The sequence below is a fragment of the Halomonas lysinitropha genome (assembly GCF_902500215.1).
Classification (GTDB): Bacteria; Pseudomonadota; Gammaproteobacteria; order Pseudomonadales; family Halomonadaceae; genus Halomonas; species Halomonas lysinitropha.
The window spans coordinates 19,082-40,723 of the sequence record NZ_CABVOU010000043.1 but is presented as its reverse complement, the minus strand read 5'-3'; the positions used below and the strand labels follow the sequence as shown (position 1 = coordinate 40,723).

The 21,642-nt window shown below is 66.3% G+C and carries 21 protein-coding genes; 8 read left to right on the top strand and 13 right to left on the bottom strand.

Features of this window, described 5'->3' with window-relative positions; genetic code table 11:
• Positions 1 to 137 precede the first annotated feature (137 nt).
• Complete coding sequence (locus HALO32_RS15205) at positions 138 to 746, top strand: hypothetical protein (RefSeq protein ID WP_151444752.1); 609 nt, start codon at positions 138 to 140, stop codon at positions 744 to 746.
• Positions 747 to 822: 76 nt separating this feature from the next.
• On the opposite strand, the gene HALO32_RS15200 is transcribed toward HALO32_RS15205, so the two are convergent.
• Positions 823 to 1,065 (bottom strand): GlsB/YeaQ/YmgE family stress response membrane protein, encoded by a 243-nt coding sequence (locus HALO32_RS15200; protein WP_151444751.1) that lies wholly within the window; start codon positions 1,063 to 1,065, stop codon positions 823 to 825.
• Between the two features lie 101 nt (positions 1,066 to 1,166).
• Positions 1,167 to 1,715, bottom strand: a complete 549-nt coding sequence (locus HALO32_RS15195; RefSeq protein ID WP_151444750.1) for a DUF924 family protein — start codon at positions 1,713 to 1,715, stop codon at positions 1,167 to 1,169.
• An 87-nt stretch (positions 1,716 to 1,802) separates the two neighbouring features.
• Between HALO32_RS15195 and HALO32_RS15190 the strand changes: the two genes are divergently transcribed.
• The 4 genes from HALO32_RS15190 (at position 1,803) to HALO32_RS15175 (ending at position 5,085) form a co-directional block, all read left to right on the top strand.
• A complete protein-coding gene (locus HALO32_RS15190; RefSeq protein ID WP_151444749.1) occupies positions 1,803 to 2,018 on the top strand; it encodes a hypothetical protein in 216 nt (71 codons plus the stop codon).
• Between the two features lie 88 nt (positions 2,019 to 2,106).
• On the top strand, positions 2,107 to 3,498 hold the full coding sequence (locus tag HALO32_RS15185; protein ID WP_151444748.1) for a YcjX family GTP-binding protein: 1,392 nt from the start codon (positions 2,107 to 2,109) through the stop codon (positions 3,496 to 3,498).
• Positions 3,495 to 4,565 carry a YcjF family protein gene (locus tag HALO32_RS15180; protein WP_151444747.1) on the top strand — a complete coding sequence of 357 codons (1,071 nt, stop codon included), beginning with the start codon at positions 3,495 to 3,497 and terminating at the stop codon, positions 4,563 to 4,565. Before HALO32_RS15185 ends, HALO32_RS15180 begins: the two co-directional genes overlap by 4 nt.
• Positions 4,566 to 4,644: 79 nt before the next feature.
• Positions 4,645 to 5,085, top strand: coding sequence for a universal stress protein (locus HALO32_RS15175; RefSeq protein ID WP_151444746.1), 441 nt, complete (start codon positions 4,645 to 4,647; stop codon positions 5,083 to 5,085).
• Positions 5,086 to 5,101: 16 nt separating this feature from the next.
• Here the strand turns inward: HALO32_RS15175 and HALO32_RS15170 are convergent, their stop codons facing one another.
• The 7 genes from HALO32_RS15170 to HALO32_RS15140 form a co-directional block, all read right to left on the bottom strand.
• On the bottom strand, positions 5,102 to 6,223 hold the full coding sequence (locus HALO32_RS15170) for an ABC transporter ATP-binding protein (RefSeq protein WP_151444745.1): 1,122 nt from the start codon (positions 6,221 to 6,223) through the stop codon (positions 5,102 to 5,104).
• A 53-nt stretch (positions 6,224 to 6,276) separates the two neighbouring features.
• Complete coding sequence (locus HALO32_RS15165; protein ID WP_151444744.1) at positions 6,277 to 7,155, bottom strand: carbohydrate ABC transporter permease; 879 nt, start codon at positions 7,153 to 7,155, stop codon at positions 6,277 to 6,279.
• The gene (locus HALO32_RS15160; RefSeq protein WP_151444743.1) at positions 7,148 to 8,077 is read right to left on the bottom strand and encodes a carbohydrate ABC transporter permease; all 930 of its coding nucleotides are present in this window, start codon (positions 8,075 to 8,077) and stop codon (positions 7,148 to 7,150) included. The genes HALO32_RS15165 and HALO32_RS15160 overlap by 8 nt, the downstream gene beginning before the upstream one ends.
• Positions 8,078 to 8,138: 61 nt before the next feature.
• The gene (locus tag HALO32_RS15155) at positions 8,139 to 9,419 is read right to left on the bottom strand and encodes an ABC transporter substrate-binding protein (protein WP_151444742.1); all 1,281 of its coding nucleotides are present in this window, start codon (positions 9,417 to 9,419) and stop codon (positions 8,139 to 8,141) included.
• A gap of 114 nt (positions 9,420 to 9,533) precedes the next feature.
• Positions 9,534 to 10,940 (bottom strand): ATP-binding protein, encoded by a 1,407-nt coding sequence (locus HALO32_RS15150; protein WP_151444826.1) that lies wholly within the window; start codon positions 10,938 to 10,940, stop codon positions 9,534 to 9,536.
• 83 nt (positions 10,941 to 11,023) lie between these two features.
• Positions 11,024 to 11,749, bottom strand: coding sequence for a response regulator (locus tag HALO32_RS15145; protein ID WP_151444741.1), 726 nt, complete (start codon positions 11,747 to 11,749; stop codon positions 11,024 to 11,026).
• A complete protein-coding gene (locus HALO32_RS15140) occupies positions 11,746 to 12,549 on the bottom strand; it encodes a Cof-type HAD-IIB family hydrolase (RefSeq protein WP_151444740.1) in 804 nt (267 codons plus the stop codon). The genes HALO32_RS15145 and HALO32_RS15140 overlap by 4 nt, the downstream gene beginning before the upstream one ends.
• A 226-nt stretch (positions 12,550 to 12,775) precedes the next feature.
• On the opposite strand from HALO32_RS15140, the gene HALO32_RS15135 reads away from it, so the two are divergent.
• The 3 genes from HALO32_RS15135 to HALO32_RS15125 all read left to right on the top strand — a co-directional run bounded on the left by HALO32_RS15135 (position 12,776) and on the right by HALO32_RS15125 (position 16,976).
• Positions 12,776 to 14,716 carry an exoribonuclease II gene (locus HALO32_RS15135; RefSeq protein ID WP_151444739.1) on the top strand — a complete coding sequence of 647 codons (1,941 nt, stop codon included), beginning with the start codon at positions 12,776 to 12,778 and terminating at the stop codon, positions 14,714 to 14,716.
• Between the two features lie 126 nt (positions 14,717 to 14,842).
• Positions 14,843 to 15,961, top strand: coding sequence for a glycosyltransferase (locus HALO32_RS15130; protein ID WP_151444738.1), 1,119 nt, complete (start codon positions 14,843 to 14,845; stop codon positions 15,959 to 15,961).
• On the top strand, positions 15,939 to 16,976 hold the full coding sequence (locus HALO32_RS15125; RefSeq protein WP_151444737.1) for a lysylphosphatidylglycerol synthase transmembrane domain-containing protein: 1,038 nt from the start codon (positions 15,939 to 15,941) through the stop codon (positions 16,974 to 16,976). Before HALO32_RS15130 ends, HALO32_RS15125 begins: the two co-directional genes overlap by 23 nt.
• Positions 16,977 to 16,997: 21 nt before the next feature.
• Here the strand turns inward: HALO32_RS15125 and HALO32_RS15120 are convergent, their stop codons facing one another.
• The 4 genes from HALO32_RS15120 to lpdA form a co-directional block, all read right to left on the bottom strand.
• Positions 16,998 to 17,867 carry an urea carboxylase-associated family protein gene (locus tag HALO32_RS15120; protein ID WP_151444736.1) on the bottom strand — a complete coding sequence of 290 codons (870 nt, stop codon included), beginning with the start codon at positions 17,865 to 17,867 and terminating at the stop codon, positions 16,998 to 17,000.
• Between the two features lie 109 nt (positions 17,868 to 17,976).
• Positions 17,977 to 18,849, bottom strand: a complete 873-nt coding sequence (sucD, locus tag HALO32_RS15115) for a succinate--CoA ligase subunit alpha (RefSeq protein WP_151444735.1) — start codon at positions 18,847 to 18,849, stop codon at positions 17,977 to 17,979.
• Positions 18,849 to 20,015 (bottom strand): ADP-forming succinate--CoA ligase subunit beta, encoded by a 1,167-nt coding sequence (gene sucC / locus HALO32_RS15110; RefSeq protein ID WP_151444734.1) that lies wholly within the window; start codon positions 20,013 to 20,015, stop codon positions 18,849 to 18,851. Before sucC ends, sucD begins: the two co-directional genes overlap by 1 nt.
• Positions 20,016 to 20,154: 139 nt before the next feature.
• The gene (gene lpdA, locus HALO32_RS15105) at positions 20,155 to 21,594 is read right to left on the bottom strand and encodes a dihydrolipoyl dehydrogenase (RefSeq protein ID WP_151444733.1); all 1,440 of its coding nucleotides are present in this window, start codon (positions 21,592 to 21,594) and stop codon (positions 20,155 to 20,157) included.
• Positions 21,595 to 21,642 lie beyond the last annotated feature (48 nt).

Below are 21,642 nucleotides of genomic sequence, written 5' to 3'. Positions count from 1 at the left end.
CGCCCGGCTGAAGACAGCCGGGCGGTTCGCGTTGGCGACCCGGGGCCGTTGACGCCACCCTGCCGATTCCTTGCTATGGTCCTCGCCTGGCAGCCCGGTTCCTCGCTCTCCCGTTCGCCTATCGGAATGGCAACACCATGATCCTTCGCACCCTCTCCCTGCTGCGCTCCCTGCAGGGCGCTCATCACACGGTCAACGATGCCCAGGCCCGGATTCAGCAGGCCTGTGATTACCGCTGGCTCCGACGCCAGATGGGTCATGGGGTGCTCGACAGCCGGCAGGCCTCGATGGCCGACGGGACCCCCGCCGTCTCGGTGGTGCTGCCCTTCGTGGCTACCCCTGCGCGGCGTCGCGGAGGCCGCTGGCCGGAGGACCCCGACGAGCGGGAGCGCTGCTTCGTGGAGGGAGCCCACGCCTGTCGGGCCGCCGGCGCTCCGGGCTATCGCAAGCTGGAGAGCCTCTCCCAAGGGCTCGCGCAAGGCGGTATGGCGGTGCTCAAGGACGCGGCACGCTTCCAGTATCTGCTCGACCAGCAGGCCCTGCGGCTGGCCTGGCGGCGTCCGGACACGCTGCCGCCGGACCTTGCTCGGCAGCTCGGCCGCTGCCTGCCCGACGGCGACGCCCAGCGCCATGGCCTCTTCCTGCTGACCGTCAAGGTGCCGGCTTCACCTCCCAGGGGCACGCCAGACGGTGCCTGGCTGGACGGCTGTCTGGATCGCTACCGGCGCCTCTTGCCCACTCCTTAGGGCTGAGGCCATACACGAAACCGCCCAGCTGTGGTCAGCCGGGCGGGCGTCTTGCGAGAAGGTCGGAACGCCTGCCTCAGGCCTGCTTGACCTTGGCAATCACCCAGAGCAATACCACGGCGCCAACGATAGCGGTCACCAGCGAGCCGATAAAGCCACCTGACTGCAATCCCAGCAGGCTGAACAGGAAGCCGCCGATGACAGCCCCCACGACGCCGACACCGATATTGCCGAGAATGCCAAAGCCGCCGCCGCGCATGATATGGCCGGCGATCCAGCCCGCCAGGCCACCGATGATCAACCAGGCTATGATACCCATGCTAAACGCTCCTTTTCATTGGGGAAGAAGTGCAGATATCGAGATGACCTCTCGATGGTGCCTTGCCAGGCGCCGATAGACCAGGCGCAGAGAGAAAAGCCTCAGAAGGAGGAACCGGGCTGCGTAAGAAAGGCCCGCTCCTCGCGCGTGGAGTCCCGTCCGAGAGCGGCATTGCGATGGGGGTAACGGCCGAAGCGCTCGATCACCTCACGGTGACGCTGCTCGTGGCGCAGGTTCTCCTCAAGTCCCGGCTGGGCGAACAGGCGCATCGCCTCGTCATGGATCGCCAGCGACTCGCTGTGCATGTAGGGCATGAACAGGAAGGCCCGCCACGGCACATCCAGCAGCCGATCCGCACGCTGGGCGACCGCCTCCTGAGCCAGCACAAGGGCCAACGGGTCCCAGGCAAAGGCTTGAGATGACCCCCGATGGATGTTGCGTGAAAACTGGTCGAGCACGATCACCTCGGCCAGACGGCCGCGGGCACACACTCGCCACTGCCAGAGCTCGCCCCGGCCCGCGGCCTCATGCCAGTCACCGAAACGCCGCGCGATCTCGGCATCCAGTACCGGATCCTTGCAAAACCACTGGGCGGGAGTGAGCTCCTTGAACCAGAAGTCGATCACCGACTGCGGGTGCCGCTCCTCCATGATGGCCTCCTCATCGTCCCGGGCTGGAGCTGATACCATCACAGGTTAGCCGCCTCATGCCCTCTGTCCACCTCCGAAGGAAGCACCATGATACCTTACGCCCTGCTGCAGATGTCGGGTTACGTCTTCAATATCCTCGGCCTGCTGGTCTGCATTGGGGGCCTGACCCTGGCCCGCCGCCCCGAGCGTCGCCTGCTGGGCGGCAGCCTGGCGGTACTGGGGTTCCTGATCGCCGCGTCCCCGGTGCTGGTGCAACTCCTCGGACTGGTCGAACCCGTGCCGGTGGATGCCTTACCACGCTAGGCGCAGCATCGTTTCATGACCCTGCGCCTTGTCAGTCGCATGCTTGACCCGCACATTAGCTCAGCCTACGTTCCCGCAAGGATGCCCCATGCGCCCCCTGTCCCGTGAACTCCAAGACCTGCTCGAGCGCGGCCGCGACCGCCAGCTGCGCCTGGCGGTGACCGGCCTGTCGCGCTCGGGCAAGACGGCCTTCATCACCTCGCTGGTCAACCAGCTGCGCCATGCCGGGCTCGAGGCACGACTCGACCTGCTGCCGGCCGCGCGCGAGGGGCGGCTGCTCGGTGCTCGGCGGGTCCAGCAGCAGGACCTGGGGGTGCCGCGTTTCCCCTACGACCAGGCGATGCTGGCGCTGGACGACCAGCCACCCCGCTGGCCCGAGCCGACCCGTGGCATCAGCGAACTGCGCCTGGCGATCCGCTACCGACCGGCCCGACCCGGCCTCCTGGGTGGTGAGACTCGCCAGCTGACCCTGGACCTGTTCGACTACCCCGGGGAATGGCTGCTCGACCTGCCGCTGCTGGACCATGACTATCTGAGCTGGAGCCAGACCCAGCGGCATGACGCACACGGCGAGCGAGCCGCCCTGTTCGCCGACTGGCATCAGGCGGTGGCCGAGCTCGATCCGGCCGCTGAAGTCGACGAGGCGCGTCTGGCCGAGATCGCCGAGCAGTATGCCAGGGGATTGCGGGCCGCCCGGGAGGCCGGTTTCGCCGACTTGCAGCCGGGACGCTTCCTGCTGCCGGGAGAGCTCGAGGGGGCCCCGGTACTGCAGTTCTTTCCCTTGCCGGGGATCACCGAGGCCGACCGCGCCGAGCTTGCCGCCCTGCCGGCCGAGAGCCTATACGCCACCCTGAACCGGCGCTTTCGCCACTATCAGCAGCACATCGTCAAGCCCTTCTATCGCGAGCACTTTCGTCGTTTCGACCGTCAGATCGTGCTGGTCGACGTACTCGGGGCTCTCAACGCCGGCCCGGAGCGTTTCGAGGATCTTTCCCGCGCTCTGTCGAATCTGATGCAGAGCTTCGACTACGGCAAGCGCAGCCTGCTCACGCGGCTCTTCGCGCCACGCATCGACCGCCTGGCCATCGCCGCCACCAAGGCCGATCATGTCACTCCCGAGCAACACGGCCGCCTGGTCGCCCTGCTCGAGGCCCTGCTGGCCGATCCGCTCAAGGACCTTCGCTTCGCTGACGTACCCGTTCGAGCCCTGTCCCTGGCGGCGATCCGCGCCACGCAGAGCCGCGAGGTGAACCAGCAGGGGCGCCGCTCCCCCGCCCTGCACGGCACCACCCTGGCCGGCGAGTCACTATTGCTGTTTCCTGGTGAAGTCCCCGACCGGCTGCCGGCAGCGGACTTCTGGTCCCGCCAGGGCTTCGATTTCACGGCCTTTCGCCCCCTGCCCCGTGATAAGGGAGCGCCGCTGCCCCACATTCGCATGGACGCCGCTCTGGAGTGGTTGATCGGAGACAAGCTGTCATGACCTCTTCCCCCCCACAGGAACCGCGACCGGGCGAGCGCTTTGTCCTTGATGACACCTCTCCTGGAGACCCCGGGGCCCGAGATCCCCGCCCCGGACGACACTACGATGCCGGGGACTCGAGCCAGCCCCTGGCCGACCCGCAGGCCGATACGCCCCCCGGCGAACAGGCACTTGAGCGTGGCCTGATGCGTCCGCGCAGGCGGCGCTGGGGGCTGCTCGGCCTGCTCGGCGGCAGCCTGTGCCTGGGGACGGTGGAGGCCGTGCGGACCCTGCAGGCCGCCAGCCTCGGCGGCGACTGGCTCGCCGGCGGTTGGAGTCTGCTGCTGCTCCTGGCCCTGGGGCTTGGCGGCTCGGCCCTGCTGCGCGAACTCTGGCGCCTGCGCCGCCTGACCCGCCATGCCCGACTGCGCGAACGCCTCGCTGCCCTGCCCGAGGCCACCCCGAGCCAGGCGCTATCACTTGCCGGCCAGCTGCGCCGCGACCTCGACCTGGACGACGACCATCCCCACTGGCAGAGCTTCCTGGCCGCCCATGAGCCGCACCACGACGGCCGTGACACCCGAGCGCTGCTCACCCATCACCTGCTCGCCCCTCGCGATCGGGAAGCTCGTCGGCTGATCTCGCGGATGTCCGGCGAGACGGCGGTGATGGTGGCGGTGAGCCCCCTGACCCTGGTCGACATGGCGCTGGTTGCCTGGCGCCATCTGGCGATGGTCGATCGCCTGTGCCGGCTCTATGGACTGGAGCTGGGCTATGCGGCCCGTCTGCGGCTGCTACGCAGCGTGCTCTACCAAATGGCGTTCGCCGGGGCCAGCGAGATCGCCAGCGAGGTGAGCATGCAGATGCTGTCGATGGACCTGGCCGGCAAGCTTTCGACCCGAGCCGCCCAGGGCCTCGGCGTCGGACTGCTGGGCGCGCGAATGGGACTGCGCACCCAGCGCCTGGCCCGGCCGCTGGATTTCACCGCGGATGAGGCCCCCCGCATGGCCGACCTGCGCCGCGATCTCTGGCAGCAGCTGCGCCGCCTGGAAGCGGCCGAAGAGAGGACGAAGACGCGCCATCCTTGATCGGGATCATGACAACGCCAGAGCGAATCACTAGGCTCCTCGTTAGGTACCCCGCCCTCACCGCTGAAGGAAGTCCACCATGTACAATTCCATTCTGGTTCCTGTCGACGGATCCGAACATGCCAAGAAGGCGCTCTCCGTGGCCTGCCAGCTGGCCCGACAGGAAAGCGCGATCCTGCACCTGCTGCACATTCCCGAGGAGCTCGCCCACGAGACCACCCTGGTATGGGGCATCGGCGCCATCGCCATCGAGGCCTCGCGGGAAGAGCGCGAGGCCGTCGGCAAGCAGGTCGTGGATCGAGCCGAACAAGCGGCTCGTGAACTCGGTGCCACCCACATCGAGACGATGATCCGCCAGGGTGATCCTGCCCGCACCATCATCAGCGAGGCCAGCCGCTGCAAGGTCGATGCCATCGTCATGGGCAGCCGAGGCCTGAGCGATCTCAAGGGACTGGTCGTGGGCAGCGTCTCCCACAAGGTCAGCCACACCGCCGACTGCACGGTGATCACCGTGCACTGACGGCGACCTCTATCGGTCAGGCGAGTCGCTTCTGGGTCTCGCTGTCGAAGAGCACGGCGCGCCCCATGTCGACTCGCAGGGAAAGGCGCTCGCCCGGCGCCACCCGGCACTTGGGACCCACTCGCGCGGTGACCTCGGCATCCCCCAGCGGCATATTCAGCAGTATGTCAGCCCCGGTGGGTTCGACCACGCTGACCCTGGCCGAAAGCGGTGTCCCCTCATCCATGCCGCTGAGCCGTGAATCCTCCTCGCTGAAGTGCTCCGGTCGCAACCCGAGGATCACCGACCGCCCCACCTGCTCGGCCAGGGCCGGGGTTTCCCGCGATGCCGGCCAGGGCAGCACCAGGGCGTCTTCTCCTTCGGTGACGATGCGCAACCGATAGTCGCCCGCCTGCCCCTCCAGGGTGGTGGCGATGAAGTTCATCGAGGGCGAGCCCATGAAGCCGGCGACGAAGATATCCACGGGGTCGTTGTAGACCTCGTCCGGCGTGCCGAGCTGCAGGATATGGCCATCGCGCATCACCGCGATGCGGTCGGCCAGGGTCATGGCCTCGATCTGGTCATGGGTCACGTAGACGATGGTGGTGCCGAGACGCAGGTGGAGCTTCTTGATCTCGGTGCGCATGTCCACGCGTAGCTTGGCGTCCAGGTTCGAGAGCGGCTCGTCGAACAGGTAGACCGCGGGCTCCCGAGCCAGGGCCCGGCCCATGGCGACCCGTTGGCGCTGCCCCCCGGAGAGCTGTGCGGGCTTGCGATCCAGCAGGGCGGTGATCTGCAGCAGATCGGCCACCCGCTCTACCGCCGCCTCGCGCTCGGCCCTGGGGACCTTGCGCATCTCCAGGCCAAAGCTGATGTTCTGTCGTACCGTCATGCTCGGGTAGAGCGCATAGGACTGGAAGACCATGGCGATGTCGCGCTCTGCCGGGGTCAGCCAGGTGACGTCGCGGTCGGCGATCCGGATCTCCCCGGCGGTGACCGGCTCCAGGCCGGCGATGGCGTTCATCAGGGTCGACTTGCCGCACCCCGAGGGGCCGACCAGGATCAAGAATTCGCCGGACTCGATGGCCAGGCTGACGTCCTTGAGGACGCGTTCGTTACCGAAGTCCTTGCGGACCTTCTGAATCTCAAGAGCTGACATGGCTGGTTACCTTGGTTGTTCATTGTTCGGCAGGGCAAGAGCGAGCGTCCTGCTCAGCCCTTGACGGACCCCGCGGTGAGCCCGCGCACGAAATACTTGCCGGCCAGCACGTAGACCACCAGGGTCGGCAGCGCGGCGATCATGGCAGCGGCCATATCGACGTTGTACTCGCGCACACCCGTGGAGGTGTTGACCAGGTTATTGAGCGCCACCGTGACCGGCTGGGTGTCGTGTGCCGAGAAGGCGACCCCGAAAAGGAAGTCGTTCCAGATCTGGGTGAACTGCCAGATCACCGACACCACGATGATCGGCGCCGACACGGGCAGCAGAATGCGCCAGAAGATGCGAAAGAAGCCCGCGCCATCCAGCTTGGCCGCCGAAACCAGCTCGGTGGGCACCGCCACGTAGAAGTTACGGAAGAACAGGGTGGTGAAGGCGATGCCGAAGATCACGTGGACCAGGACCAGCCCTGCCCGAGAGCTTGACAGGCCGAGCCAGCCCAGGGTCTGGGCCATGGGCAGCAGCACCACCTGGAAGGGGATGAAGCAGCCGAACAGCATCAGCCCGAAAAGCAGCTCCGACCCCCTGAAACGCCACTTGGTCAGCGCGTAGCCGTTGAGCGCCCCCACCACCGTGGAGATGGCCACCGCGGGAATGACGATGGCGAAGGAGTTCCAGAAATAGCCGCCCACGCCCTCGCAGCGCATTCCGGTGCAGGCCTCGCCCCAGGCCTTGGCCCAGGGGACCAGGGTTGGCGACTGGGGCAGCGCCAGCAGGCTGCCGGCGCTGATCTCGTCCAGGGGTTTCACCGAGGTGATCAGCATCACGGCCAGCGGCAGCAGGTAGAAGAGCGCGGCCAGCAGCAGCGCCGCATAGAGGGCCAGTCGCGCCAGGCGCGCCCCCAGGGTCCGGCGTCGAATCACGTTATCCATTCTTGCGGCTCCGCAGTTCCGAATAGAGGTAGGGAATCAGGATCGCCAGCACCCCGCCCAACATCAGCATGGCACTGGCAGACCCGAGGCCGACCTGCGCGCGGGTGAAGGCGTGGGTGTACATGAAGGTGGCGGGAAGATCGGTGGCATAGCCTGGGCCACCGCCGGTCAGGGCCACCACCAGATCGAAGCTCTTGATGGCGATGTGAGCCAGAATCATCACCGCGCTGAAGACCACCGGCCGCAGGCAGGGAATCACCACTCGCCAGTAGATGCGCGGCAGGCTGCCGCCATCGAGCTGGGCCGCCTTGATGATGCTGTCGTCGATCCCGCGCAGCCCCGCCAGGAACAGCGCCATAACGAACCCGGAAGCCTGCCAGACGGCGGCGATCACCAGGGTATAGACGGCCATGTCGGGATCGACCAGCCAGTCGAAGGTGAACGACTCGAAGCCCCAGCCGCGTACCATGGCCTGGAGGCCGAGTCCGGGATTGAGCAGCCACTTCCACACCACCCCGGTGACGATGAACGACAGCGCCATGGGATAGAGATAGATCGTGCGCAGGGCACCTTCTCGACGAATGCGCTGGTCGAGCAGGATGGCCAGGAAGGCGCCAAGCACCAGGCAGATGACCACGAAGAGACCACCGAAGATCACCAGGTTGGTGGAGGCGACCCACCAGCGCTCGTTGGCCATCAGACGCCCGTACTGGGCAAAGCCCACGAAGTCGTAACTCGGCAGCATGCGCGAGTTGGTCAAGGAGAGCACGAAGGTCCACAGCATGAAGCCGTAGACGAAGAACAGCGAGATGGCGACGGACGGTGCCAGCACCAGTCGCGGCAGCCAGCTCTGCAGAAATCCGGACGAGGAAGGTCGGCCCAGCGCCCGTCCGGCGTGGGAGAGTGAAGTCGAGCGTGTCATGAGAGGAATCCTCGTGGATGAAGACGGACGCCGCCGCAGCGGCGTCCCCGGCCAGCGGGTCCTAGAGAATGGCCTGAGCCGTGTTGACCATGCGCTGGGCGGCCTCCTCGGCCTCCATGTCGCTGTCGTTGAAGTAGTTGGTGACAACATCGAAGATGGCACCCTGGACAGCGGCCGGCACCGCCATGCCGTGTGCCATGCTGGGCACCAGGCCGCCCTCCTCGGCGGTACGCTGGAAGTCGGCCAGCGATTGCTGCGCACAGCGATCGAACTCGCTCATGTCCAGGTCCGGGCGAGCGGGAATCGAGCCCTTGGCGAGGTTGAAGGCTTCCTGGAAGGTAGGTTCCAGCACCAGGCGCGCCAGGTCCTGCTGGGCCTCGCGGTCGGCCTCGTCGCTGACCCGGAACATCGCCAGGCTATCGATGTTGAAGGTGAACACTGATGCCGTGCCCGGCGCCGGGGCGCACAGGTAATCCTCGCCGGCGGTGAGGCCCGCGGCCGTGAACTCGCCCTTGGCCCAGTCGCCCATCAACTGCATGGCGGCATCGCCCTCGATGACCATGGAGGTAGCGATGTTCCAGTCGCGCCCCGACATGTCGTCATCCATCAGCTCGCGCAGTCGCTTGAAGGTCGAGAGCGCCTCGACCATCTGCTCGCCGCCCAGGGCGTCGGGATCCAGCTCCACCAGGGCACGACGATAGAAGTCGCTGCCTCCCTCCGCCAGCACGATGTCCTCGAAGATGGTAGCGTCCTGCCAGGCCTGGCCACCGTGCGCCAGCGGGATATAGCCCGCCGCACGCAACGGTTCCTCGGCGGCGAACAGCTCATCGAGGGTGGTGGGCATCTCGACTCCCGCATCCTCGAGCACCTCGGGATTGGCCCACAGCCAGTTGACGCGGTGAACATTGACCGGCACCGCCACATAATGGCCGTCATGGCGCATCACTTCCGCTACCGTCTCGGGCAGCAGCGCTTGCCAGTCCTGGGCCTCGGCCACGGCGTCGAGATCGCCCAGCAGCCCGAGTTCACCCCACTCCTGGATCTCGGGCCCCTTGATCTGAGCCGCGGAAGGCGGATTGCCGGACATGGCGCGGGACTTGAGTACCGTCATGGCGGTTTCGCCGCCGCCGCCGGCCACCGCGAAGTCCTCCCAGGTGTGCCCCTCGGCTTCCATCAACTCCTTGAGCACATTGGCCGCGCGGGCCTCGCCTCCGGAGGTCCACCAGTGCAGGACCTCCACATCGCCGGCCTGAGCGGCGGTCAGGGTCAGAGAGGCCGCCAGGCCGGTGGCCAGGGCGAGCGCGGTCTTGCGGGGTGAAGCGCAGCGTGTTGAAGCGTGCATGGCGTGAAATCCTCGTATCGTCTTGTTATGGCCTCCCGGCTCACCGGGATACCGACACGCTACGCCACTCGTTCGACGAAGGGGCGTTACCGAGTCCTGCAAAGTGTTAGGGCGTTATTGCAGGTCGGTAACATTGCCCTGGCGAGGCAGTGTCAGGGTGACGACCAGCCCCCCTTCGGGATGGTTGGCGAGCACGACCTCACCCCCATGGGCCCGCGCGATATGTCGTGCGATCCCCAGCCCCAGACCGCTGCCCCCGGTATGTCGACTGCGCGAGGGCTCCAGCCGCACGAAGGGGGAGAAGACGTGTTCGGCGTGGGTCTCGGGAATGCCGGGACCCTGATCGCGAATGGCGATCGTCAGCATCTCGTCACTGTCGATGAGGGTTATCTCGGCACGCTGACCATAGAAGAGGGCATTCTCGATCAGGTTGGCCAGGCAGCGCCTGAGGGCCATCGCCTTGGCGGCGATAGGAGCGGCGCTCCCCTCGACGACCACTTCGCCGCCATGCAGCCGCAGCTCTGCCGCCAGCGACTCCAGCAAGGCGACGGGGTCGACCTCCACGATCGGTTCATGCAGGTCCAGCCCTTTCACCGAAGCCAGCGCGCCACGCACCAGCGCATCCAGTTCGTCGAGCGAGGCGCAGAAACGCTCGCGCTGACGCGGGTCATCGAGCATTTCGGCGCGCAGGCGCAAGCGGGTGATCGGGGTCTTGAGGTCGTGAGAGATGGCCGAGAACAGCCGTTCACGCTCCTCGACCTGCTCCCGGATACGCCCCTGCATGCGGTTGAAGGCCACGGCCGTGGCCACGACCTCACGCGGGCCGCTTTCGCGCAGCGGCGAGGCATCGAGATCGTCACCCAGCTGGCGGGCGGCTCGCGCGAGACGTGACAGCGGACGCGTCATGCTGCGGATCCCCAGCAGCGAGAGTCCCAACACCGTCAGCAGTACCATCAACATGGCCAGCAAGCGCTCCCCCGACAGCCAGACGCGGGGCTCGAACAGCTCGGCGATGGGCAGCAGGGTCGCTATATAAAGCCAGGTACCGGGCTCGAGCTGCAGTTGCACGACCAGAATCGGCGGCGAGAGAGGCTCCATCAGCAGGCTGTGCTGCCCCCAGCGCGGAGGCAGGTCGGTCAACAGCAACTCGTTGTTGAAGACACGCAGCGTCTCGGGCCGCGAAAACTCTACCAGCACCTCGTCGATGTTGAGCTCACTGGTGAGGATGCGCTGAAAGTTGTCGACCACCAGCGCTTTCTCCGGCCCCTCGCCGATATCCACCACACCAATGCGGTGTTCGTTGACGCTGACGAAGAACCGCGTACCCCCCATGTTGCGCAGTTGATCGAGCACAATATGTCGGTACTCCCGCGGCAACGACCGGAAGAACTGCATGGTAGAGGCCACGCTGTAGGCGACGTTGCTCGACAGTTCGTCGAGCTGGGCCATGCGGCTGGAACGCACCTGGGAGGTCCAGATCGCGTAACTGGCCAGCTGCGCAGCCAGTACGCCCAGCACCATGATCAACACGAAGCGTCCCCGTAGCGTGCCCGGAAGGCCACGGGAGAGCCACCGACGCAGCCGCCGCCAGCGACTCTCCGCTGTCAAGACAGGACCTCAACCCGGGCCGTCAGCACATAGCCTGCGCCACGCACCGTCCGGATCAGTTGGGAGTGCTGGGCATCCTCGCCGAGGCGCTGACGCAAACGACACACGTGCACATCGATGGAGCGATCCAGGGGAGGCGACGGACGCCCCCGAGTCAGCACGTAGAGATCGTCTCGAGACAACACCTGTTCAGGGCGCGCGAGGAACACCTGCAACAGCTGAAAATCGGCACCGGAAAGCGGGATCTGCTCACCGGCGCTATCGATCAGCGCGCGGGTCAGGCGGTCAAGCCGCCAGTCGCCGAACGCCACCAGGCGGGCCTCCGCCGGGTCGAGCGATACCTGGCCGGGACGAGTGCGACGCAGCACCGCCTTGATTCTCGCCAACAGCTCGCGGGGGTTGAAGGGCTTGCCCAGGTAGTCGTCGGCGCCCAGCTCCAGCCCCAGGATGCGATCGGTTTCGTCGGCACTGGCGGTCAGCATGATGATCGGCACGTCGCTCTTGCGACGCAGATCCCGACAAATGGTGAAGCCGTCGTCGCCGGGCAGCATGAGGTCCACCACCAGCAGGTCCGGCGTCTCCTCGACCAGCAGCTCACCCAGCGCCTGGGCATCCTCGGCGGTCAGCGCTCGGTAGCCGTGGCGGCTCAGGTAGTCGGCCAGCAGCTCGCGGATCTCGGGGTCGTCGTCGACCACGATCAGGGTCACCGGTGGCGTCGTCATCTCGAGACTCCAAAACGCTCGCGCAGCCGCGCGGCCACCGCCTGGTCATCGTGATGGCCGATGTGCTGCGCATCGGGAAGCCGGCCGGCCAGCTCGGGGTGGGCGTTGGCCATCACGTGGGCTTCGCCCGCCAGGGCGAGCATCTCGGTATCGTTGAGGTTGTCGCCGAAGGCCAGGCATTGCTCGGGGCCAAGCCCCAGGCGCTCGAGCAACGCAGTGAGGGCGGTGCCCTTGTTCACGCCCTCGGCCATGATCTCCAGCGAGGTGGCCATCGACCAGGTCAGATGCAACCGCTCGCCATGGCGGGCGCGGATCGTCTCCTCCAGCTGCCTGACCTCTTCGGGGTCACCGATAAAGAGCACCTTGCCGACGCCCTCGCCGTCGAGTTCGCCGGGGTCGGCAACCCGGTACCCGAAGCCGGTATGAGCGTGCAGCGCCAGCAGGCCGGGCGCTTCGGCATCGATCAACCACTCCTCCTCGTGGAAGAGGTTGAGGCGTACCTCGGGATGGCGCGGCAAGGCGATCAACTCACGCGCCACAGAGGCCTCCAGGTGGCGGGCGGTCACCAGGCGATGCTCGGTATCGTGGAGATAGGCGCCATTGGTGCTGATCACGTGCACGGGGACGCCGAGGCGTTCGCGGAAGCGCTGCATGTCCCGAAAGTGGCGACCCGAAGCAAACGCCAGGTGGTGCCCCTGCCCTGCCAGGGCCCGCAGGGTGTCGACAGTCGTCGGGTGCAGGTCATGGTTGGCCCCGAGCAGGGTGCCGTCGAGGTCTGTAACGATCAGTCGTGGGGTCATGGGGTGTTCCGCGTAGCCTGAATCCTTCAGGCTACCGAAGGCGCTCTCCGCTGTCTTCCCTGCCGACCCGCGACGATGATCTCGCTGGTAAGGCGCCCGGCGGGTGTAGATACCTCAGCGTGGCCGTGGCATCCACGGGCGACGGATTCCTTTCCCCCACGTGCCATTTGGCGCCGGGGTCGCGAATCCGTATAGTGGCCCTCTTACCCGCCAACCGATCGTGACCATGCTGCAGAACAACTCGGCGCTTGCCCAACTCAAGCAACAGATCCGCTCGAACACCCCTCGCGTCGAGGGCGTGATCAAGGCCACCGACAGGGGCTTCGGCTTCCTCGAGACCGACGACGGCGAATCCTATTTCGTGCCGCCCCCCGCCATGAAGCTGGTGCTGCATGGCGACCGCGTCGAGGCTGTCGTCCACGAGGAGGGCGACAAGAAATCGGTCGAGCCGGAGAAACTGCTCGAGACCGGCATGGAACGCTTTATCGCGCGCGTCCAGAAGCGCGAGGGGCGTCTCGCCGTGGTGCCCGACCACCCGGTAATGAAGAACGTGCTCAAGGCGCGTATCAAGCGCAGCCTGGACGAAGACAGCATAGGTGACGGCGACTGGGTCGTGGCTCGTCTGGTGCGCCATCCCCTCAAGCCCGATGACCGCGCCTTCTTCACCCAGATCGACGAGCTGGTGGCCAAGACCGACGACCCGGCCGTGCCGTGGCGCGTGACCCTGGCCCGCCATGCCCTGGAGCAGGAGTGCCCGGACGCCGGTGACGACTGGCCGCTGCTCGACGAGGGCCTCGAACGCGAGGACCTGACCGCCGAACCCTTCTTCACCATCGATGGCGAGAAGACCCGCGACATGGATGATGCCCTGCGCATCCGCTCCCGCGAGGATGGCGGCTGGTCGCTGACCGTGGCCATCGCGGACCCCACCGCCTACGTGGAGGAGGGGCATGCCGCCGACCTCGAGGCTCGCACCCGCGCCTTCACCGTCTACCTGCCGGGCCAGAACGTCACCATGCTGCCCGAGCAGCTGGCCGATGACCTCTGCTCGCTGTGGGAGGGCAAGGATCGCCCGGTGCTGGCCTGCACCCTGGAGGTCGGCGCCGATGGCAGTCTCGGCGACTACCGCTTCTTCGCCGCCACCGCGCGCTCCCATGCCAAGCTCGCCTACGACTGGGTCTCCGACTGGCTCGAAGGTCAGGGTGACTGGGCACCGGCCGACGACATCGGCGAGCAGCTCAAGGCACTGGAGGCCATGACCGAGGCACGCAGCGCCTGGCGGGCGGCTCATGCCCTGGTCTTCAAGGACCGCCCCGACTTCGTCTTCGACCTGGACGAGGCCGGTAACGTGCTGGACATCCGCACCGAGCACCGGCGCATCGCCAACCGCATGATCGAGGAGTCGATGGTCGCCGCCAACGCCTGCTGTGCCGACTTCCTGGCCAGGCACATCGGCCACGGCATCTTCAACGTGCATCGCGCCTTCGAGCCGGAGAAGGCCGAGGCGGCCCAGGAGTTCCTGGCCGGCCAGGACATTCAGGTGGAGCGCGAGCAACTCACCGAACTGCCCCGCTACACCGAGCTCAAGCGCGAGCTCGAGGGCCGCGATGACGCCTGGCTGGATGCCCGCCTGCGTCGCTTCCAGGGCTTCACCAGCATGTCGGCCCAGCCCGGCCCGCACTTCGGCCTGGGACTGTCCGCCTATGCCACCTGGACCTCGCCGATCCGCAAGTATGGCGACATGGTCAACCACCGCTTGATCAAGCGGGTGCTCAAGGGCGAGCAGGCCCCGGCCGAGGCCAGCCAGCAGCTCACCGAGCAGCTCACCGAGCGCCGCCGGCTGAACCGCATGGCCGAGCGCGACGTCAAGGACTGGCTCTACGTGCGCTACCTGACCCCCGCCGCCGAGGCCCAGCAGACCTTCGAGGCCGAGATCGTCAACGTCAACCGTGGCGGCATGCGCGTACGCCTGGTCGCCAACGGCGCGACGGCCTTCATCCCCGCCCCGATGATGCACAGCGACCGCACCAAGGTGGTGATCGATGACAAGGAGGGGCGCATCCAGATCGAGGGTGAGGAGCGCTTCAAGCTGGGCGACATCATCCAGGTTGCGCTGACCGAAGCTCGCGAGGAAACCCGCTCGTTGGTGGGCCGACCCGCGGACTGACCGTCCGGCAGACCCTAAGCGACACAGGACGGCGACCCTCGGGTCGCCGTCTCGCGTTCTGGCTGTCGCACAATTGTCGCATCGCCGCCCTAGGCTGGCTGGAAACATCAGCGCCAGGAGGGCTCCTTGCATATCGTCGACGTCACCATGTTCCACGCCCCTGCCAGCGGTGGAGTGCGCACTTACCTCGAGGCCAAGCATCGCGTGCTGGCCACCCGGCCAGATCTGCGGACGAGCCTGCTGGTACCCGGTGGCGAGCGCGGCTCCCTGGGTGGGGTGCATACCCTTCCCGCGACGCGGATCCCCCTGGGCCAGGGCTATCGTTTCCCGCTGCGCCGCCGGCCCTGGCGCGATGCCCTGATGACGATGGCCCCCGACCTCATCGAGGCCGGCGACCCCTACGTTACTGCCTGGGCCGCCGCGGAGGCCGGTCAGGCCCTGGGGGTGCCCACCGTGGGCTTCTTCCACTCCGACCTGCCGAGACTGATGGGCGATCGCTTCGGGACGGGAGTCCGCCAGCGCCTGCAGCGCTATGTAGGCGACCTCTATGGCCATTTCGACAGCGTGCTGGCGCCCTGTACCGCCATGGCGGAGCGACTGGCCGACTGGGGCGTGGAGCCGATACGCGTGCAGCCGCTGGGCGTCGACCTCGAGGCCTTCCACCCGGGGCATCGTGACCCCGCAGTGCGCGAACGTCTGGGCCTGGGCGATCACCAGCGGCTGTTGATATTCGCCGGCCGCCACTCGCCGGAGAAGCATATCGACGTGCTGGTCGACGTGATGCGGCAGCTGGGGGCGGACTACCACCTTCTCCTGATGGGTCCGGGAATGCCCACCCGCGTCCCCTCGAACGTCAGCGTGATACCCCGCTACTGCCCTCCCGACGAGATCGCCACCGCCCTGGCCAGCGCCGATGCCATGCTGCATGCCGGTAACCGCGAGACCTTCGGCCTGGTGGCGCAGGAGGCCATGGCCTCCGGACTGCCGGTGGTAGCAGCGAAGGCCGGCGCCCTGAAGGAGTATGTGCCGCTGGGCGCCGGGATCCTGTGCCGACCCCGTGATGCCGCCGACATGGCACGGTCTACTCGCGAGCTGTTTCTCAACGACCCGAAGGCCATGGGGCGCCACGCCCGCCGACACGTCGAGCGTCATTTCGATTGGCAGCGGGTCATCGATGATCTGCTGGGGCATTATCGGCAACTGCGTCACGGCGGCGAGCGCCATGTTATCTCCAAGAACGGCTGAGCCTCGCCGGACGCTGCCTCGATGGCGGCCGCTTCATGGCCTGCTGATCGTGCTGGCGCTCATCGCCCCCCTCCTGGTCACTGCCTGGCTGGGCGGAATCGAGGCCCTGGAGGGGGTCAAGCGGTTCCCGCTGGATGTCGTCGGCCTGATGGTGCTGATCGCGTTCCTGTGCTGGAATCTCAATGCCGCCCGATTGCGCCTGATGCTGAATGGCCGGGCCGGCCACCTTGGACAGTTCAGGGCACTGAGCATCGAGCTGGCGTCCAAGTTCGCCCTCTGTGCCACGCCCGGAGGCAGTGGCGGACCGCCCACGCTGCTGGTATTGCTGTCGCAACGCGGGTTGCCGGCCTCCAGAGGGGCGGCCGTCTTCCTGCTGGACCAGGGCTGCGATCTGCTGTTCTTCCTCTGCATGCTGACGGGGCTGGTGGCCTTCTCCCTGCTGGGCGAGACCCAGTGGCCCCACCAGGCACTGATCCAGCTGGCCCTGGTCGCGTTGGCCCTCCTGGCCACCGGCGTTACGCTGGTGATGGCATACCTGCCACGACTGCTGCGCTATTCCGCATCACCGGGCGCACGCTGGCTGAGCGGCCATCGGCGCCGTTGGCTGGCCCGCCGCCTGCTGACGTGCCGACATGCGCTGCAGGCCACACTGCGGCTCCCCGTTCCGACGCTGCTGGCGATGCTGGGGCTCACCACCGCGCATTGGCTGCTGCGCTACAGCCTGCTCTACCTGGCGGTGCTGGGCGCTGGAGGACATGCCGACTGGCTATGGACCTTCCTGACCCAGATGCTGGCCATGGCCGCGAGCCAGTTCAGCTTTCTTCCCGGCGGCGCCGGTGCGGCCGAGCTGGGGGTCGGCGGGCTGCTGCTGCCGCTGATGGAGCGCGAACAGGCCGCCGCCGCCGTGCTAGTCTGGCGCCTGGTGTCCTATCACCTTTACCTGGCGGCCGGAGCCCCGCTGTTTCTGCTGTCGGCCTTTCGGTTGGTGCAGCGCAGATCGTCCGCGCAAACCTGAGTGCCATCCCGATGGTTGCCGTCAGGACTCGAAACGGCGCTGCTTCTCCGCCGTCCAGTCGATGCTCGGGGCTTGCATGCCATGCCCGCCCCGGTAGGGCGCATACTCGGGGGATTCCCAGCCAGCGAGCAGCGCCGGTGCTGGCCGGAAGACCTCAACGCCGATGGGGTGGCAGGTTTCAAGCGGATCGCGAGCGTCGGGACCCCAGAGGTCAACCGAAATATCGCCGCCCGGGCAGCACGAAAGCGCGCACAGCAGGTCGATCTCGGCGAAGAACTCGATATGATCGCCCTCTCTCGCCGGGCAAGCCTTCATGAAGTACTGGTCATCGTCGTTGAGACCGGTGCACTGGAAGACGTTGAGCACGTCATGTACGTCGAACTCGGTAAGGCCGAACGGGGCCACCGCTCGCACCAGGTTGGAGTGGCAGTGATGATCGAAGTCCTCACCGGTCAAGAGCTTGTTGACATAGGGATCGCAGCGGGTCCCCAGCAGGTCATGCACGCGCCCACCGTCACCGTCCTCTCCGTATTCGCCGAGGGTATCCTCGATGATGGTGGCCATGGGGCGCAGATAGGGCAGCGTCGACCACAAGCGATCGAACGTCGACACATGGGCCCGCTGCAGCTGGCGAGTGCGCGAGGCCCAGAAGCGCTCTCGCGGGTTATGGCGATGCCATAGATTGAAATCGCCCACCTGCGGCCCACCCAGCGTCGAGAGCCGCACGACATGGCCCGCAGGCACCTCCCAGGCCAGGCCTTCACGAATCGGCACGGTCAGGCGTTCGACGGAGATTCGGTCGGCCGGGTCAGCGAGGCGGCGGTAGAAGTCGCGGTCCACGTCGAGAATGGAGCCTTGGGTGGCGCGATAGGCAGCGGGCACCTTGGCCATGGGCATCTCCGAAGCATGGTCTTGAAACTCGAAGCCTAGCTCCTGTTTCGAAATGCAGAAAGGGCACCCGAAGGTGCCCTTTCACTTCCCGCGACGGCAAATCGAAAGCTTACCAGCCGGTCGCTGCCTTCAGTGCATCGCCGATCTCGGCCAGCGAGCGCACGGTCTTCACGCCCGCAGCCTCCAGGGCAGCGAACTTCTCGTCCGCCGTGCCCTTGCCGCCGGCAATGATCGCCCCGGCGTGGCCCATGCGCTTGCCGGGAGGCGCGGTGACGCCGGCGATGTAGGAGACCACCGGCTTGGAGACGTTGGCCTTGATGTAGGCGGCCGCCTCTTCCTCGGCGGTGCCGCCGATCTCGCCGATCATCACGATCGCCTCGGTCGCCGGATCCTTCTCGAACTGCTCGAGGATATCGATGAAGTTGGAGCCCGGGATCGGATCACCGCCGATGCCCACGCAGGTGGACTGGCCGAAGCCGTGGTCGGTGGTCTGCTTGACGGCTTCATAGGTCAGGGTGCCGGAACGCGACACGATACCGACCTTGCCCGGCTTGTGGATATGGCCCGGCATGATGCCGATCTTGCTCTCGCCGGGGGTGATCACGCCGGGGCAGTTGGGGCCGATCAGCCGTACACCCAGTTCGTCGCACTTCACCTTGACGTCGAGCATGTCCAGGGTCGGAATGCCTTCGGTGATGCAGACGATCAGCTTGATGCCCGCGTTGGCCGCCTCGAGGATGGAGTCCTTGCAGAACGCCGCCGGCACATAGATCACGCTGGCGTCGGCACCGGTCTTCTCCACGGCTTCCTTGACAGTGTTGAACACCGGCAGGCCCAGGTGCTCCTGGCCGCCCTTGCCCGGTGTCACACCGCCAACCATCTGGGTGCCGTAGGCGATCGCCTGCTCGGAGTGAAAGGTCCCCTGGCCGCCGGTGAAGCCCTGGCAGATGACCTTGGTGTTCTTGTCGATCAGGATGCTCATTACTTGCCCTCCGCTGCCTTGACAACCTGCTGAGCCGCGTCGGTCAGGCTGGTAGCAGCGATGATGTTCAGACCACTGGACGCCAGCTTCTCGGCACCCAGCTCGGCGTTGTTACCTTCCAGACGCACCACCACGGGCACGTTGACACCGACCTGCTCGACGGCACCGATGATGCCCTCGGCGATCATGTCACAACGCACGATGCCGCCGAAAATGTTGACCAGCACGGCCTTCACGGAATCGTCGGAAAGGATGAGCTTGAAGGCCTCGGCCACCCGCTCCTTGGTGGCACCGCCGCCCACATCGAGGAAGTTGGCCGGCTGACCGCCGTTGAGCTTGATGATGTCCATGGTGCCCATGGCCAAGCCGGCGCCGTTGACCATGCAGCCGATGTTGCCTTCCAGGGCCACGTAATTGAGCTCCCACGCCGCCGCCTCGGATTCGCGCTCGTCTTCCTGTGACGGGTCGCGCATCGCCTGCAGGTCCGGATGGCGATGGAGGGCGTTGCCGTCCAGGTTGATCTTGGCGTCGAGGCAGTGGAGGTTGCCTTCGTCGGTGATCACCAGGGGATTGATCTCGAGCAGCGCCAGGTCCTTGTCATGAAAGAGCTTGGACAGACCCAGGAAGATCTTGGTGAACTGCTTGACCTGATTGCCGGTGAGCCCCAGGGCGAACGCCAGCTCGCGCGCCTGGTAGGGCTGCGCACCCACCAGCGGGTCGATCTCGGCCTTGAGGATCTTCTCGGGCGTCTCTTCGGCGACCTTCTCGATCTCCACACCGCCCTCGGTGGAGGCCATGAAGACCACACGCCGGGTGCCGCGATCGACCACGGCGCCCAGGTAGAGCTCATTGGCGATGTCGGTGAGGGTCTCGACCAGAATCTTGGTGACCGGCTGACCGTTCTCGTCGGTCTGGAAGGTCACCAGGTTCTTGCCCAGCCAGGACTCGGCGAAGGCCTGGGCCTCCTCCGGGCTCTTGATCAGCTTGACGCCACCGGCCTTGCCGCGCCCACCGGCGTGGACCTGGGCCTTGACCACCCACTTGTCGCCACCGATCTTCTTGCAGGCTTCCGCCGCCTCTTCGGAAGTGTCGACGGCGAAGCCCTTGGAGACCGGCAGGCCATAGTCGGCAAACAGCTGCTTGCTCTGATATTCGTGAAGGTTCATCGATTCATGCCATTGGTTGCATGTGACTCGAACGGTGACCCGCCTCGCGCCCTCTGGGCCGCGGTTGCCGTGTCACCACCGTTCGCCTCCGATACTTGGCCGGAAGCGATGCGCCACCTGCCGGTGGCGCTTGTTGTCCTTACTTTTTCTTCTTGCGATTGGCCATGTGGATGGCATGGCCTTCCACCGCAAGGGCGGCCTCGTGCACCGCTTCCGACATGGTCGGGTGAGCATAGCAGGTCAGCGCCAGATCCTCGGCGCTGGAGCCGAACTCCAGCGCGATCACGCCCTGGGCGATCATCTCGCCGGCATGCTGACCGACGATATGCATGCCCAGCACACGGTCAGTCTCGGCGTCGGCGATGACCTTGGCCTGGCCTTCGGTGGCGTTATTGGCCATGGCGCGGCCGCTGGCGGCGAACGGGAAGGTGCCCGTCTTGACCTCGACGCCCTTGGACTTCGCCTCCTGCTCGGTCATGCCGACCCAGGCCACTTCCGGGAAGGTATAGATGACGTTGGGGATGGCGTCGTAGTTCATCTCGGCCTTGTGGCCGGCGATGATGTCGGCAACCATCACACCCTCTTCCGAGGCCTTGTGGGCCAGCATCGGGCCGCGCACGCAGTCGCCGATGGCATAGACGCTCGGCACGCTGGTGCGGCACTGATCGTCGACATGAATGAAGCCGCGCTCGTCGGTCTCGACGCCCACGCCGTCGGCGATCACGCCCGTGGTATAGGGCTTGCGGCCGACGCAGACGATCAGCTTGTCGAAAGTGATCTCCTGCTCGCCCTTGGCGTCGGTGTACTTGACGACGACCTCATCCCCCTTGATCTCGGAGCCAGTGACCCTCGCCCCCATCCGGATGTCCAGGCCCTGCTTCTTGAGCAGCTTCTGGGTCTCCTTGGCGATGGCGCCATCGACCATCGGCAGGAAGTCGTCCATGGCCTCGAGCACGGTGACCTCGCTGCCCAGGCGGTTCCATACGCTGCCGAGCTCGAGGCCGATGATGCCGGCACCGATCACGCCCAGACGCTTAGGGGTCTCCTGGAACTCCAGGGCACCGGTGGAGTCGACCACCATACCTTCCTTCAGCGGCGTCGGCGGGATCTCCACCGGCACGGAGCCCGCCGCGACGACGATGTTGTCGGTCTCATAGGTGGACGCCTTGCCGTCCTGGTCGGTCACCTCGACCTGCTTGGAAGAGACCACCTTGCCGGTGCCCTGGATAGCCGTGACACCGTTGGCCTTCAACAGGCCGGCAACACCGCCGGTCAGGTTGTTCACGATCTTTTCCTTGCGGGCCATCATCTTCTTGACGTCCATGCTGACGTCGCCCGCCTGGATGCCAATGTCGTCGAAGTCGTGCTTGGCCTCGACGAACTTGTGCGAGGCCTCCAGCAACGCCTTGGAGGGAATGCAGCCCACGTTCAGGCAGGTACCACCGAAGACGGGCTTGCCGTCCTTGCTGATCCATTTCTCGACGACAGCGGCATTCAACCCCATCTGGGCGGCACGAATAGCGGAAACGTAGCCCCCGGGGCCCGCACCGATCACGATCACATCAAACTTGTCAGCCATGTTGGCTCCTTCGTTACTTGTCGCTGAAGAGCGAAGTGGGTCCCGTGG

Coding starts and splice junctions, on each gene's coding strand:
- HALO32_RS15120 (WP_151444736.1), bottom strand. CDS start 17,867: ATGGCCAAGGTGCCCGCTGCCTATCGCGCCACCCAAGGCTCCATTCTC.
- HALO32_RS15185 (WP_151444748.1), top strand. CDS start 2,107: ATGCGCCCCCTGTCCCGTGAACTCCAAGACCTGCTCGAGCGCGGCCGC.
- HALO32_RS15125 (WP_151444737.1), top strand. CDS start 15,939: ATGTTATCTCCAAGAACGGCTGAGCCTCGCCGGACGCTGCCTCGATGG.
- HALO32_RS15190 (WP_151444749.1), top strand. CDS start 1,803: ATGATACCTTACGCCCTGCTGCAGATGTCGGGTTACGTCTTCAATATC.
- HALO32_RS15195 (WP_151444750.1), bottom strand. CDS start 1,715: ATGGAGGAGCGGCACCCGCAGTCGGTGATCGACTTCTGGTTCAAGGAG.
- HALO32_RS15155 (WP_151444742.1), bottom strand. CDS start 9,419: ATGCACGCTTCAACACGCTGCGCTTCACCCCGCAAGACCGCGCTCGCC.
- HALO32_RS15140 (WP_151444740.1), bottom strand. CDS start 12,549: ATGACCCCACGACTGATCGTTACAGACCTCGACGGCACCCTGCTCGGG.
- HALO32_RS15145 (WP_151444741.1), bottom strand. CDS start 11,749: ATGACGACGCCACCGGTGACCCTGATCGTGGTCGACGACGACCCCGAG.
- sucC (WP_151444734.1), bottom strand. CDS start 20,015: ATGAACCTTCACGAATATCAGAGCAAGCAGCTGTTTGCCGACTATGGC.
- HALO32_RS15175 (WP_151444746.1), top strand. CDS start 4,645: ATGTACAATTCCATTCTGGTTCCTGTCGACGGATCCGAACATGCCAAG.
- HALO32_RS15160 (WP_151444743.1), bottom strand. CDS start 8,077: ATGACACGCTCGACTTCACTCTCCCACGCCGGACGGGCGCTGGGCCGA.
- HALO32_RS15205 (WP_151444752.1), top strand. CDS start 138: ATGATCCTTCGCACCCTCTCCCTGCTGCGCTCCCTGCAGGGCGCTCAT.
- HALO32_RS15165 (WP_151444744.1), bottom strand. CDS start 7,155: ATGGATAACGTGATTCGACGCCGGACCCTGGGGGCGCGCCTGGCGCGA.
- HALO32_RS15150 (WP_151444826.1), bottom strand. CDS start 10,940: ATGGTGCTGGGCGTACTGGCTGCGCAGCTGGCCAGTTACGCGATCTGG.
- lpdA (WP_151444733.1), bottom strand. CDS start 21,594: ATGGCTGACAAGTTTGATGTGATCGTGATCGGTGCGGGCCCCGGGGGC.
- HALO32_RS15180 (WP_151444747.1), top strand. CDS start 3,495: ATGACCTCTTCCCCCCCACAGGAACCGCGACCGGGCGAGCGCTTTGTC.
- sucD (WP_151444735.1), bottom strand. CDS start 18,849: ATGAGCATCCTGATCGACAAGAACACCAAGGTCATCTGCCAGGGCTTC.
- HALO32_RS15135 (WP_151444739.1), top strand. CDS start 12,776: ATGCTGCAGAACAACTCGGCGCTTGCCCAACTCAAGCAACAGATCCGC.
- HALO32_RS15200 (WP_151444751.1), bottom strand. CDS start 1,065: ATGGGTATCATAGCCTGGTTGATCATCGGTGGCCTGGCGGGCTGGATC.
- HALO32_RS15170 (WP_151444745.1), bottom strand. CDS start 6,223: ATGTCAGCTCTTGAGATTCAGAAGGTCCGCAAGGACTTCGGTAACGAA.